The sequence below is a fragment of the Comamonas sp. DB36 genome (genome assembly GCF_057914905.1).
Genome location: NZ_CP196631.1, coordinates 1,537,206 through 1,549,737, shown reverse-complemented (window position 1 = coordinate 1,549,737; position 12,532 = coordinate 1,537,206). Strand labels below are relative to the sequence as shown.

At 69.8% G+C, this 12,532-nt stretch carries 9 protein-coding genes; 5 read left to right on the top strand and 4 right to left on the bottom strand.

Features of this window, described 5'->3' with window-relative positions; all coding sequences use genetic code 11:
- Window positions 1-44: 44 nt before the first annotated feature.
- Window positions 45-1,049 carry a DUF808 domain-containing protein gene (locus ACSVDO_RS07380; protein WP_489595627.1) on the bottom strand — a complete coding sequence of 335 codons (1,005 nt, stop codon included), beginning with the start codon at window positions 1,047-1,049 and terminating at the stop codon, window positions 45-47.
- Between the two features lie 163 nt (window positions 1,050-1,212).
- Between ACSVDO_RS07380 and ACSVDO_RS07375 the strand changes: the two genes are divergently transcribed.
- The 5 genes from ACSVDO_RS07375 to ACSVDO_RS07355 all read left to right on the top strand — a co-directional run bounded on the left by ACSVDO_RS07375 (window position 1,213) and on the right by ACSVDO_RS07355 (window position 8,121).
- On the top strand, window positions 1,213-1,995 hold the full coding sequence (locus ACSVDO_RS07375; protein ID WP_332537971.1) for a class I SAM-dependent methyltransferase: 783 nt from the start codon (window positions 1,213-1,215) through the stop codon (window positions 1,993-1,995).
- 137 nt (window positions 1,996-2,132) lie between these two features.
- Window positions 2,133-3,749: a histidine ammonia-lyase gene (hutH, locus tag ACSVDO_RS07370; protein WP_489595625.1), complete on the top strand. Its 1,617-nt coding sequence runs from the start codon at window positions 2,133-2,135 to the stop codon at window positions 3,747-3,749.
- A 13-nt stretch (window positions 3,750-3,762) separates the two neighbouring features.
- Window positions 3,763-5,460, top strand: a complete 1,698-nt coding sequence (gene hutU / locus ACSVDO_RS07365) for a urocanate hydratase (RefSeq protein WP_489595624.1) — start codon at window positions 3,763-3,765, stop codon at window positions 5,458-5,460.
- A 4-nt stretch (window positions 5,461-5,464) separates the two neighbouring features.
- Entirely contained in the window at window positions 5,465-6,715 is a 1,251-nt protein-coding gene (gene hutI / locus ACSVDO_RS07360) for an imidazolonepropionase (RefSeq protein WP_489595622.1), read from the top strand.
- Entirely contained in the window at window positions 6,712-8,121 is a 1,410-nt protein-coding gene (locus ACSVDO_RS07355) for a formimidoylglutamate deiminase (RefSeq protein WP_489595621.1), read from the top strand. Before hutI ends, ACSVDO_RS07355 begins: the two co-directional genes overlap by 4 nt.
- A gap of 15 nt (window positions 8,122-8,136) precedes the next feature.
- Here ACSVDO_RS07355 and ACSVDO_RS07350 read toward each other — a convergent pair whose 3' ends face one another.
- The 3 genes from ACSVDO_RS07350 to ACSVDO_RS07340 form a co-directional block, all read right to left on the bottom strand.
- On the bottom strand, window positions 8,137-10,551 hold the full coding sequence (locus ACSVDO_RS07350) for a TonB-dependent siderophore receptor (RefSeq protein ID WP_489595620.1): 2,415 nt from the start codon (window positions 10,549-10,551) through the stop codon (window positions 8,137-8,139).
- Window positions 10,552-10,670: 119 nt separating this feature from the next.
- Window positions 10,671-11,780, bottom strand: coding sequence for a FecR family protein (locus ACSVDO_RS07345; RefSeq protein WP_489595618.1), 1,110 nt, complete (start codon window positions 11,778-11,780; stop codon window positions 10,671-10,673).
- Window positions 11,781-11,849: 69 nt separating this feature from the next.
- Entirely contained in the window at window positions 11,850-12,347 is a 498-nt protein-coding gene (locus ACSVDO_RS07340; RefSeq protein ID WP_489595617.1) for an RNA polymerase sigma factor, read from the bottom strand.
- Between the last annotated feature and the right edge of the window lie 185 nt (window positions 12,348-12,532).

Below are 12,532 nucleotides of genomic sequence, written 5' to 3'. Positions count from 1 at the left end.
GCAGCGGCGTTTTGCCTTAGCTCAAGGAATCGCCAGACAGGCGCTCAGTGCGGCGCTGCCTGCGCCGAGCCACCGCGCATGCGCCCCACCAGCCCGACCACGGCCAGCACCACGCAACCCACCAGCGCGCCCACCAGCACATGCACCAGCTGCGGCAGCAGGAAGCGCCACAGTCCGGCCGCGGGCCAGCCGGCCACGGCCGCGAGCGCGGTTTCCAGGCCATGCTCGATGAAGGGCATGCCGTGCACCAGCAGGCTGCCGCCGACCAGGAACATGGCCGCCGTGCCGACAATGGACAGCGCGCGCATCAGCCAGGGCGTGGCCTGCAGGATGCCGCGGCCCAGCGCCTTGGCCGCGGCGCTGGCGCGCGCCATCAGCGCGATGCCCACATCGTCGAGCCGCACGATCAAGGCAACGAGGCCGTAGACCGCGACCGTGACCAGCAAGGCCACCAGCGACAGCACCGCGGCCTGCTCGATCAGCGGCTCCGAGGAGACCGTGCCCAGCGCAATCGCGATGATTTCCGCCGACAGGATGAAATCGGTGCGCACCGCGCCGCTGACCTTGGATTTCTCCAGCGCCTGCAGGCTTTGCGCGCTGGGCGCGGGCGCGGCCGCAAGCGCTTTTTCGGCGACCTTGCCCGCGCGCCTGGCCTGCATCTTCTGCCAGGAATGCACGATCTTCTCGACGCCCTCGTAGCAGAGGAAGGCGCCGCCCGCCATCAGCAGCGGCGTGATTGCGGCCGGCAGGAAAACGCTGATCAGCAGCGCCGCGGGCACCAGGATCACCTTGTTGATCAGCGAGCCCTTGGCCACGGCCCAGACCACGGACAGCTCGCGGTCCGAATGCACGCCCGACACCTGCTCGGCGTTGAGCGCGAGGTCGTCGCCCAGCACGCCGGCCGTCTTCTGCGTGGCCACCTTGGTCATGGTCACGACGTCGTCGGCCATGCCCGTCGACTGGCGCGCCGCGGTCTTGGCCATCAGCGCGATATCGTCGAGCAAGGTGGTGATGTCGTCGATCAGCATCAGCAAGCCGGTTGCGGCCATAAAGGGTTCCTTGGTGAATCGCCAATTGGCGCGCAGCCATTGTGCCCGGCAAAGGCGGGCGCGCTATACCCCGGCGGCCCGCTGCTTGTAGGCAAAAGCCCCATACTGCCGGCTTCTCCACCGATACCGCCTCGCCGCAACGGCGCAAGCGCGTCTCCCAGCCATGTCCGGCTATCTCACCAAGCAGGAATCCATTGCCATCAGCGGCGTGGAACAGCTCACCATACGCTCGCTGCTCGACAAACAGCAGTTCCACGACCCCCAGGGCGAGGCCGAGCAACTGGGCATCTCCGACGCATTCTGGCCCTTGTTCGGGCTGCTGTGGCCTTCGGGCGAACAGCTCGCGGCCTGCATGGCCGCGCGCCCGCGCGTTGCCGGCGAACGCATTCTGGAGCTGGGCTGCGGCCTGGGCCTGACAAGCCTGATGTGCCACCGCCGCGGCGAAGACATCACGGCCAGCGACTGCCATCCCCTGGCCGGCGCGTTCATGCGCGAGAACCTGCGGCTCAACCAGCTGCCGCCGATGAAGTTCCGCATAGGCCATTGGGGTGCGACGCATACCGACCAGACCGCCTACGAGCGCATGGACATTGCCGACCGCGACCATGACGACCTGGCCAACGGCGTGCGCACCCTGCCGCTCGACTACCAGTCGGCGACCAACGAGCAAAGCGAAGTCTGGGCCGTCGACGGCCGCTTCGACCTGATCGTCGGCAGCGATCTGCTTTACGAGCGCGACGCGCGCGCCACCCTGCCCAACTACATCGAATCGCACTGCACGCCCGCGGCCCAGATCTGGGTTGTGGACCCGGACCGCGGCAACCGCTCGGCGTTCAGCCGGCAGATGGCCGAGCTGGGCTTTGGCGTCGAGGAAATGCGCCTGGACCGCGCCGCCAGCGAACAGTTGCCCGCCTACAAGGGCCGGCTGCTCAAGTACCAACGCTGAGCGCCACCGGCCAGGGGCATTGCGGATCGATCCCGGCTTGCGCAGCCGGCGCGCGCCGCCCCTGTAAGCCCGGTTTTCTCTGACAGCCGCCCCCGGTTGGCGGGCGTTATCGTGCTGCGAATCAAAGGAGCATCGCGATGACGCCCTCTGCTTCGGCAGCCTCTTGCGAACGGTTGCTGCGCCCCGGCCAGGTCGACCTGGCAACGCTGCGGCGCGTGCATGCGGGCGCCGTGCATACGGGCGCCGTGCATGCGGGCGCCGTGCATACGGGCGGCCTGCGCCTGCGGCTGGACCCTGCGGCGCGCGCCGCGATGCAGGCCGCCCAGGCCACGGTGCAGCGCATCGTCGGCGAAGACCGGATGGTCTACGGCATCAACACCGGCTTCGGCAAGCTGGCCAGCACGCGCATTGCGCACGAGCATCTGGCCGCGCTGCAGCGCAACCTGGTGCTGTCGCACAGCGCGGGCACGGGCCAGGCGCTGGACGACGCCGTGGTGCGCCTGGTGCTGGTCACCAAGGCCGTGGGCCTGGCGCGTGGCCACTCGGGCGTGGACCCGCGCATCGCCGAGGCGCTGCTGGACCTGGCCAATGCCCAGGTGCTGCCGCTGATTCCCGCCAAAGGCTCGGTGGGTGCTTCGGGCGATCTGGCGCCGCTGGCCCATCTGGCCTGCGTGCTCATGGGCGAAGGCCAGGCCAGGCACCAGGGCCGCGTGCTGCCCGGCCGCGAGGCGCTGCAGGTCATAGGCCGCTCGCCGTTCGTGCTGGGCCCCAAGGAAGGCCTGGCCCTGCTCAACGGCACCCAGGTATCGACATCGCTGGCGCTGGCGGCGCTGTTCGGCGCGGAAAACGTGTTGGCCGCGGCGGTGGTGGCGGGCGCGCTGTCGCTCGAAGCCATCAAGGGTTCGGTCACGCCGTTCGACGCGCGCATCCATGCGGCGCGCGGCCAGCCCGGCCAGATCGCGGTCGCCGCGGCGCTGCGCGCGCTGCTTTCTGGCAGCGCCATCGCCGCCTCGCACCCGCATTGCGCGCGCGTGCAGGACCCCTACTCGATACGCTGCATGCCCCAGGTCATGGGCGCCTGCCTGGACCAGCTGCGGCATGCGGCGCGCGTGCTCGAGATCGAAGCCAATGGGGCAACCGACAACCCGCTGGTGTTCACCGACGGCGACGTACTGTCGGGCGGAAACTTCCATGCCGAACCCGTGGCCTTCGCCGCCGACGGCATGGCGCTGGCCGTGGCCGAGATCGGCGCCATGTCGGAACGCCGCATTGCCCTGCTGATGGACACCCATCTGTCGGGCCTGCCGGCGTTTCTGGTGCCCGACAGCGGCCTGAACTCCGGCTTCATGCTGGCCCAGGTCACGGCTGCGGCGCTGGCTTCGGAGAACAAGTCGCTGGCCCACCCGGCCAGCGTCGACAGCCTGCCCACCTCGGCCAACCAGGAAGACCATGTTTCCATGGCGACGTTTGCCGCGCGCCGGCTCGCGGCCATGGTCGACAACACCGCGGTGATCGTGGGAATAGAAGCCGCGGCCGCGGCCCAGGGCCTGGAGTTCGATCGCAGCCTGCGCAGCTCGCCGCTGCTCGAAGCCCAGTTCGGCGCGGTGCGCGAACGCGTGGCCTTCCTCGCGCAGGACCGCTGCCTGGCGCCCGACATCGAAGCCATGCGGCTGTGGGCGCATCAATCCGACTGGCCGGGCGCGCTGCTGCAGTGCCTGCCCAGCCACGCGGCTTCACCGCACCACGGGCGCTGAAAGGAGTCACCCCATGCACAACGACATCACCCTGCGCCACGACGCCACGCGCAGCATCCGCGCGCCGCGCGGGCGCCAGCTCAGCTGCCGCAACTGGCTCATAGAAGCCGCATACCGCATGCTGCAGAACAACCTCGACGCCGAAGTCGCCGAGCGCCCCGAGGACCTCGTGGTCTACGGCGGCATAGGGCGGGCGGCACGCAACTGGGAGTGCTACGACCGGATACTCGCGGCGCTGCAGGCGCTGGAGACCGACCAGACGCTGCTGGTGCAGTCTGGCAAGCCCGTGGGCGTGTTCACCACGCACGAGAACGCGCCGCGCGTGCTGCTGGCCAATTCCAATCTGGTGCCGCGCTGGGCGAACTGGGAGCATTTCCACGAACTCGACCGCAAGGGCCTGTTCATGTTCGGCCAGATGACGGCCGGCAGCTGGATCTACATCGGCGCCCAGGGCATAGTGCAGGGCACGTTCGAGACCTTTGTCGAGGCCGGGCGTCAGCACTATGCCAACGATCTTTCGGGGCGCTGGATTCTCACCGCCGGCCTGGGCGGCATGGGCGGCGCCCAGCCGCTGGCGGGCGTGCTGGCCGGGGCCTGCGTGCTGGCCGTCGAATGCCAGCAAAGCCGCATCGATTTCCGGCTGCGCACGCGCTATGTCGACCAGCAGGCGCGCGATCTCGACGCGGCGCTGGCGCTGATCGCCGAGCACACGGCAAAGCGCCAGCCGATCTCGGTGGCACTGCTGGGCAATGCAGCCGAAGTCTTTCCCGAACTGGTGCGCCGCGCGCGCGCCGGCGGAATGCGCCCCGACATCGTCACCGACCAGACTTCGGCGCACGACCTGATCCACGGCTACCTGCCGCGCGGCTGGAGCGTGGCGCAGTGGCAGGCCGCGGCGCGCGATGGCGCCGAGCACGCGCGCCTCAAGGACGCGGCCGCCTACAGCTGCGCGCTGCAGGTGCGCGCCATGCTCGACTTCCACGCGATGGGCATTCCCACCGTCGACTATGGCAACAACATCCGCCAGGTCGCGCGCGATGCGGGCGTGGTCAACGCCTTTGACTTCCCGGGCTTCGTTCCCGCCTACATCCGGCCGCTGTTCTGCGAGGGCAAGGGGCCGTTCCGCTGGGTCGCGCTGTCGGGCGATCCCGAGGACATCTACCGCACCGACGCCAGGATCAAGCAGCTGTTTCCAGAAGACCGGCACATCCACCGCTGGCTCGACATGGCGCGAGAACGCATTGCCTTCCAGGGACTGCCCGCGCGCATCTGCTGGCTGGGCCTGGGCGAGCGCCACCAGGCGGCGCTGGCCTTCAACGCCATGGTGCGCAGCGGCGATCTCCAGGCGCCCATCGTGATCGGCCGCGACCACCTCGATTGCGGCTCGGTCGCCAGCCCCAACCGCGAAACCGAGGCCATGCGCGACGGCTCGGATGCGGTCGCCGACTGGCCGCTGCTCAACGCCCTGCTCAACACCGCCAGCGGCGCGACCTGGGTCAGCCTGCACCAGGGCGGCGGCGTGGGCATGGGCTACTCCCAGCATGCGGGCATGGTGATCGTTGCCGACGGCAGCGACGCCGCGGCCGCGCGCCTGGCGCGCGTGCTGTGGAACGACCCGGCCAGCGGCGTGATGCGCCACGCCGATGCGGGCTATGCCCAGGCGCTGGCCGCCGCCAGGCGCCACGACCTCAACCTGCCGATGCTGCGCTGAAGCCATGCAAACGACCGCGCCACTGGAATCGCTGCCCTGCGCCGACGGCCGCTGGCAGCCGCTGCGGCTCGCGCCCGATCTCTGCCGGGCCGATGTACGCGTGGCCGCCGACCAAGCCGCGTGCATCGTCGTCGACCATGGGCAGGTGGTCTGGGTCGGCCCCGAAGCCGCCCTGCCCGCCTGCCATGCGCATCTGCCGCGCCATGACGGCCAGCGGCGGCTGGCCACGCCGGGCCTGATCGATTGCCATACGCATCTGGTCTATGGCGGCCAGCGCGCCGATGAATTCGCCGCGCGGCTCGCGGGCGCCAGCTACGAGCAGATCGCGCGCGCCGGCGGAGGCATTCTGGCGAGCGTGCGCGCCACGCGCGCCGCGAGCGAAGACGAGCTGCTGGCCCAGGCGCTGCCGCGGCTGCGGCAATTGCTCGCCGAAGGCGTGTGCGCGATCGAGATCAAGTCCGGCTACGGGCTGGCGCTGGCGCATGAGCGCAAGCAGCTGCGCGTGGCGCGCCGGCTGGGCCGGCTGTGCGGCGTGACCGTGCAAAGCACCTTTCTGGGCGCGCACGCGCTGCCGCCCGAGTTCGCGGGCCGCAGCCAGGCCTATATCGACCAGGTCTGCGACCACATGCTGCCCAAGCTCGCGGCCGAAGGCCTGGTCGACGCCGTCGATGTGTTCTGCGAGCGCATCGCGTTCTCGCTGGCCGAAACACAGCAGGTGTTTCACGCGGCGCAGCGTCTGGGTCTGCGCGTCAAGCTGCACGCCGAGCAGTTGTCGAACATGGAAGGCGCGGCGCTGGCCGCGCGCCACGGCGCGCTTTCATGCGACCACCTGGAGCATCTGTCGGACCGGGGCATTGCCGCCATGCGGGCCGCGGGCACGGTGGGCGTGCTGCTGCCCGGCGCGTTCTACACGCTGCGCGACATTCAGCGCCCGCCGATAGACGCACTGCGCGCCGCCGGCGTGCCCCTGGCCGTGGCCACCGACCACAATCCCGGCAGCTCGCCCTGCCTGAGCCTGCTGCTGATGGCCAACATGGCCTGCACCCTGTTTCACCTGACCGTGGCCGAAGCGCTGGCCGGCATCACATGCCATGCGGCGCGCGCGCTGGGCCTGCAGGATTCGCTGGGGCTGATTGCCTCCGGCCGGCCCGCCAACTTCGTGCTGTGGCAACTGGACGCAGCCGCGGAGCTGGCCTACTGGCTGGGCCAGCGCCCGCCCTGCCGCATCGTTCGCCAGGGGCGCATTGCCGCATGAACACCGCCTGGGCCCATCTGCTGGCCCCGGTGCGCGCGCTCTGGGCCGAGGACGCGCTGCTGCCCCAGGGCTGGGCGCGCAACGTGCTGCTGCAGTGGGACGCCAGCGGCCACATCACCCAGGTGCAGGCCGACCTGCCGGCGCCCGCGGGCGTGGCGCGCGCCGCCGGCCCCATGCTGCCGGGCATGCCCAATCTGCACTCGCATGCCTTCCAGCGCGCATTTGCGGGCCTGACCGAAGTGCGCGCCGGCGAAGCCGACAGCTTCTGGAGCTGGCGCCGCCGGATGTATGAATTCGCCCGGCGCATCACGCCCGAGTCGCTGGAAGCCATCGCGGTCTGGCTGTACCTCGAGATGCTGGAAGCCGGCTATACCTCGGTCTGCGAGTTCCACTATCTGCACCACGCCGCGGACGGCAAGCCCTATGCCGACGATGCCACGCTGAGCCTGGCGCTGCTGCGCGCCGCGCGCCGCGTGGGCATAGGCATCACGCTGCTGCCCGTGCTCTACCAGAGCGGCGGCTTCGGCGTGCCGCCGCGGCCCGAGCAGGCGCGCTTTGTCTGCGGCACCGAGCAGCTGCTGAACCTGCTGCAGCGGCTCGCGCCCGTTGCCCGGGCCCAGGGCGCGGCGCTGGGCCTGGCGCCGCATTCGCTGCGCGCCGTGCCGCCGGCCAGCCTGCTGGCCGGCGTCGCGGGACTGCACGCGCTGCTGCCGCGCGCGCCGGTGCATATCCATATTGCCGAGCAGCAGCAGGAAGTGCAGGACTGCCTTGCCTGGAGCGGGCAGACGCCGGTGCAATGGCTTGTGGACCATGCGCCCGTCGATGCGCGCTGGTGCCTGGTGCATGCCACGCACATGACGCCCGCGGAATGCGCAGCCGCCGCGCGCAGCGGCGCCGTGGCCGGACTGTGTCCCAGCACCGAGGCCAATCTGGGCGACGGCATCTTCGATCTGCCGCAGTGGCTGCAGCACGGCGGGCGCTGGGGGCTGGGCTCCGACAGCCAGGTCTGCGTCAACGTGGCCGAGGAGCTGATGCTGCTCGAGTACGGCCAGCGCCTGCAGCGGCGCGAACGCAATGTGCTCGCGCATGCGCAGCAGTCGCAGACCGCGACCGCCATGGTGCTGCAGGCCGTCGCTGGCGGTGCCCAGGCTTCGGGCCGCGCGATTGCCGGCCTGGGCGCCGGCCAGCAGGCCGACTTCATCATTCTCGACGCACGCCATGTGGCGCTGTGCGCGCTGCCTGCCGACAGTGCGCTGGCCGGCCATGTGTTTGCCAGCCACCGGACTTCGGCCGTGCATGCGGTCTGGGTTGCGGGCCAGCAGCGCGTGCTGCCCCGCGGCCACCCGCTGCGCGCCAGCGCCCAGGCCGCTTTCGTGCGCGCGCGCCGCGAGCTGCTGCAGGCCTGAAGCCTGCGCTCCCCCTCAGAAGTCGTAGCGCATGCCGACGTTGACGCTGCGCGGCGCACCCCAGGTGTAGAACAGGCCGGCGGCGCTGAAGTTGGTCATGCCGGCCAGATATTTCTTGTCCAGCGCGTTGTTCACATTGACGCTGAACGACAGCTGCCGGTCGACCTGGTAGCGCGCCATCAGATCCAGCAGCGCATAGCCTTGCTGCGCCAGCGTGGCCGCATTGTTGCTGACGGAAGTCCGGTCCTGCCAGCGCGTGGCCGCGCCCACGGTCAGCCCGGCGAGCGCGCCGCCGCCGAAGCGGTAGGTCGTGCCCAGCTTCAACTGGTACTTGGGATAGGCCGTGGCGCCGGTGAGCGAGCTGTTTTGCTGCACCACGCTGCCCTGCGCCTGCCAGCCGGGCGCGAGCTCGCCCGACATCTCGAGCTCCCAGCCGCGGCGCGTGGCCGCAGAAACCGCGCGGTAGGCGGGATCGCCGGCTGGCGTGAGGCCGCCGCTTTCCTCGGCGGTGTTCTCGGTCTTCATCCAGAAATGGGCAATGCTGGCGTTCAGGCGCCGGTCGAAGAACTCGGCCTTGGCGCCGATCTCGAAGGTGTTGCCCTTTTCGGGCGGCAGCGTGCCGCCGAATTCGTTCAGGCTGCTTTGCGGCTGGAAGATATTGGCGTAGCTGCCATAGAGCGACACGTTGGGATGCACTTCGTAGACCAGGCCCGCATAGGGCGTGACCACGCCGTTTTCCTTCATGTCGGAGTTCCACCAGTAAGGCGTGGTGACGAGTTCGTGGTACTGGCTCACGCGCAGCCCCGCAATCAGCTGCAGCGGATCGGAGACCTGGAAGCGCCCGGCCGCATAGGCATAGCGCTGCTTCTGGTTGAAGCGGTTGTCGCCGTAGCGCAGATTGCTGTAATCGGGCTCGGCCAGCGCCGCCCCGCCCTGCGCAAAGCTCACCCCCAGGTCGGCCAGCGGCGCCAGCGACAATGCGTTGAGCGGCAGCAGCGCATGGCTGCGAAAGCGCGAAATGCCCGCCCCCGCAAGCAGCTCGTGCGTGCGGCCGAAAAGGCTGAACGGGCCTTTGACATCGAGGTTGGCCGTCCAGTTGTTGTTGGTCATGTCGCGCCAGCGGCCGAAGCTCGCGCGCTGCTGGTCGTAGAAGTAGCCGGCCTTCATGTCGTCCATGGCCGCGCGCTGGTGCGAGAACTTGAACGTCGCCGTCCAGTCGTTGGCCAGGCGCTGCTCCACGCTGCCAAAGAGATTGAGCTGGTCCTGCGCGTAGCCGCCCCAGGGCGCGCCGGTGTTGAACGAACGCGCCATCCACGGCACTTCGGCGCCCTTGGTCGAATAGCGCTGTATCGGCTGGGTCGTGCCTATGCCGCCGGCTTCGCGCCGGCGGTAGGTGAAGCCCAGGTTGAGCAGCGTGTCGGGCGACAGGTCGGCCTCGAGCGCGCCAAACAGCATCTGGCTGTTGCTTTTCTCATGGTCGCGAAAGCCGCCGGCGTCCATGGCCGAGGCCACCAGCCGGCCGCGCAGCGTGCCTGCCTCGTTGAGCGCGCCGCTGATATCGGCCTGGGCGCGGTAGCTATCCCAGCTGCCCGCGCTGGCGCGCACGCTGGCCTGGAACTCGCGCGTCGGACGCTTGCGCACCATGTTCACCGTGGCGCCGTAGTTGCCCTTGCCCACGACCAGGCCCGATGAGCCCTTGAGCACTTCGATGCGGTCGATCTCCGCCATGTCGTCCAGCGAAAACAGCGTGCTGGTCAGGTAGTACCAGCCGCTGCTGACCTGGGCCATGCCATCCACCTGCAGATTGACGCCGGTGCCGCGCGCCTGGAAATCGGTGGCATTGCCCTGGCGGTAGACGCTGATGCCCGGCGTCTGCTCCATCACATCGGCCAGCGTCTCGAGCTTGAAGTCGTCCATGCGCTGGCGCGTCATCACGCTGACCGACTGCGGCGTCTCGCGCAGCGAGAGGCTCAGGCCGGTGGCCGTGCGGCTGGGGCCGGTCTGGGTGTAGCTGCCGGTGTTTTCGGTCGCGCCGTCGCTATGGGCCTGGGCGGTCACGGTCACGGTGCCCAGCGCCGCAGCTTCGCCGGCCGCGGGCGCGGCCTTGATGACAAAGCCCCGGCCTTCGGGCACGGCCACCAGGCCGCTGCCCGCGAGCAGCTGGTCCAGCGCCTGGCGCGGCGTGGCGCCCGCGCTGAACGCGCGCGCGGTCTTGCCCGCGACCAATGCCGGCGCAAAGCCTATCGGCGTGCCCGTGGCCGCGGACAGCTCATTGAGCGCGGCGTCCAGCGGCTGCGCACTCGCCGAAGGCTGGGAATTCTGGCCCTGCGCCGTGGTCTGGGCCCAGGCCATCAGCGGCGTGGACAAGGCCAGCGCGACGGCCAGGGCAAGAGGTGCGGGACGGAAACGGGGGAGCTGCGTTGAGCGCATGGACAGGTCTTCCAGGTAGCGGGTAGTGAATGAAAATGAGACGCACTACTCTTAAAGACGCACCAGCGCGCAGGAACTGCACCCCAGGCGCAGCGATTTCCTGAAAAATCCGCCAGCGCTCAGGGCGCGCTGGTGATTTCGGTGATTCCACCCGCACCCGCGACCAGCTTCACGGGCAGGATCTGCGTGACCATGCGCGCGAATTCGGCCGGCTGGTCCACGGGGTAGCTGCCGCCTATGGGCAGGGCCGCGACCGCGGGATGGCGTATCACCAGGCCCGTGGGCCCATAGCGCTCGAGTTCGCGCAGCGCATCGGCCAGCGGCGTGTTCTCGAAGCGCACCAGGCCTTTGCGCCACAGCGCAATGCCGCTGGGCGCGACGGTCGCCACGGCGCCGACCTTGCCGTCGGCGGCCACGCTCAGCGCCTGGCCCGCAACCAGATCCACGGCGGCCGCGGTGAATCCATTGCCGGCGATCGGCAGGCCCGCTACGCGCACATGCCCCTGCTCGACCGCGACCTTGACCAGGCCCGCATCCATGCCCTCGCTGCGGTAGCGCACCGAAAAGCGCGTGCCGACCACGCTCACGCGCGCCGGCCCGGCCAGCACATGGAACGGCTTGCGGCTGTCGGCCGAGACAGCGAACAGGATCTGCCCCTGGACCAGACGCACTTCGCGCCTGTCGCGGTACAGCGCGACCTGGGCCTGGGTATCGGCGTCCATCGCCAGCTGCGTGCCGTCGGGCAGCGTGATGGTCTTGCGCTGCGCGCGCTCGGCCGCGTACTGGCCGGTGAAGGTCGGCTGCTGCCATTGGTGCCAGCCCGCGCCCAAGGCCAGCAGCGCCGCGCAGCAGGCGGCCAGCAAGGCCGGACGTGGCAGCGCGATGCGCCATGCGGGCCATCTGCGCGCCAGCCGCATCTGCGGCGGCGCGGCGGCCGGTGCGGCCGCGCCTGCACGCAAGCGCGCCACGCGCGCGGAGGGCAGCGCGCGCAGCGCGGCCAGGTCCTGGTCCAGGCCGCGCCAGGCCGCGGCATGCGCGGGATCGGCCGCCAGCCACTGCGCCAGCGCGTCCTGCGCGGCCGCGTCCAGGCCCTGTTCGGCGCGCGTATGCCAATCGGCGGCCGCGACATCGACCGGGTCCTGCGGGCCGAGAAACTCCGCGAGCGCGCGCGCTTCCTGCGCCTCGTCAAACGGGGCGCTGGAAGAAGAAGGCAGGGGGAAACGGCTCATCTTATGAATATAGACGCGCGAACAGGCGCAAAACTGCACCCTGCGCCGCGACGGGAACCTGGCTTGTCGTCACTGGCCATGGTCCAGCGCCTTTCTGCGCGCGGCGCAGGCGATCTTGCCGCGGCTGATGTACTGGTTGACCATGCTCAGCGACACGCCCATGCGCTGCGCGATCTGCTGGTTGGACAGCTCGTCGAACAGATACATGCAGAACGCTTCGCGGCAGCGCGGCGGCAGCGCTTCTATGGTCTCGAGGTAGGCATCGACCGCCTGCGACGACGCATAGGCCTGCTCGGGCTGCAGATACGCGGGACTGACCGGCTGGTCGGCATCGTCCAGCCCATCGATATCGTCATGCTGGCGCAGGGCAGCGCGCCGGTCCAGATCGATCTTGGCGCGCAGCGCGACCTGGCGCAGCAAGGCCCCGGGCTCGAGAATCACCTGGCCCGACTGCTGCATGGAAAGCACGCGTGCATAGCTTTCCTGCGCGAGATCGGCCGCGACATCCCGGTCGCGCACCTTGCGCAGGCAGAAATTCAGCAGTTCGCGGTAATAACGGGTCAGCACGGTCCAATCCAAGCCAGCAAAACAACGCAGCCCAGCTGCGCCTGGCAAGCGGGAGTGCGCGAATTATAGACTCCGATGAGAATGATTCTCAAATCGGTGCAATCCTTTGCCGCAACGCCGCGCCACGGCCGCCGCAGCGCCGACAATCCAGGGGCAGATCCGCGCTTCAGAATGCGGCGGATATG